Below are 721 nucleotides of genomic sequence, written 5' to 3' on the forward strand. Positions count from 1 at the left end.
GGGCACCAACTACGAGCAGTGGGTTCGCGCCAACGTGCCGGGTGCTGACGTGCGCACCTACGATGATGATCCGACCAAGTTCGCCGACCTCAACAACGGTCGTACCGATGCCATCCTGATCGACCGTCTGGCTGCCCTCGAATACGCCAAGAAAGCCCCGAAAACCGTGGCTGCCGGCGAGGCCTTCTCGCGTCAGGAATCCGGTATCGCCCTGCGCAAAGGCGAGCCTGAACTGCTGGCTGCGGTGAACAAGGCGCTCGACGAACTGCGTGCTGACGGCACTCTCGAGAAACTGTCGAAGAAATACTTCAACGCAGACGTCACTAAATAATGGAAGAGGCTTTCCAACTCGCGCTGGATTCCGCGCCCTTTCTGTTGAAGGGCGCGTACTACACGGTAGTCCTCAGCCTCGGCGGGATGTTCTTCGGTCTGCTGCTGGGCTTCGGCCTCGCGCTGATGCGCCTGTCGCGCTTCAAATCGGTCAGTTGGCTGGCCCGCATCTACGTGTCGTTCTTTCGCGGCACGCCGTTGCTGGTGCAGCTGTTCGTGATCTATTACGGCTTGCCGCAACTGGGCATGGAGCTTGATCCGCTGCCGGCAGCACTGATCGGTTTCTCGCTGAACATGGCCGCCTACGCCTGTGAAATCCTCCGTGCCGCGATCGGTTCGATCGAACGCGGTCAGTGGGAAGCTGCCGCGAGTATCGGCATGACCCGCGCGC

General features: G+C 60.9%; 2 protein-coding genes. Both read left to right on the top strand.

Going from position 1 to position 721, the window contains the following annotated elements:
* A partial coding sequence (locus tag FLV_RS19910) for a transporter substrate-binding domain-containing protein (protein WP_243236502.1) occupies positions 1-331 on the top strand: 331 nt, incomplete at its 5' end.
* A partial coding sequence (locus FLV_RS19915; protein WP_243236503.1) for an ABC transporter permease subunit occupies positions 331-721 on the top strand: 391 nt, incomplete at its 3' end. The genes FLV_RS19910 and FLV_RS19915, both read left to right, overlap by 1 nt.

This window comes from Flavobacterium pectinovorum, assembly GCF_022802975.1.
In the GTDB taxonomy this organism is placed as follows: Bacteria; Bacteroidota; Bacteroidia; order Flavobacteriales; family Flavobacteriaceae; genus Flavobacterium; species Flavobacterium pectinovorum_B.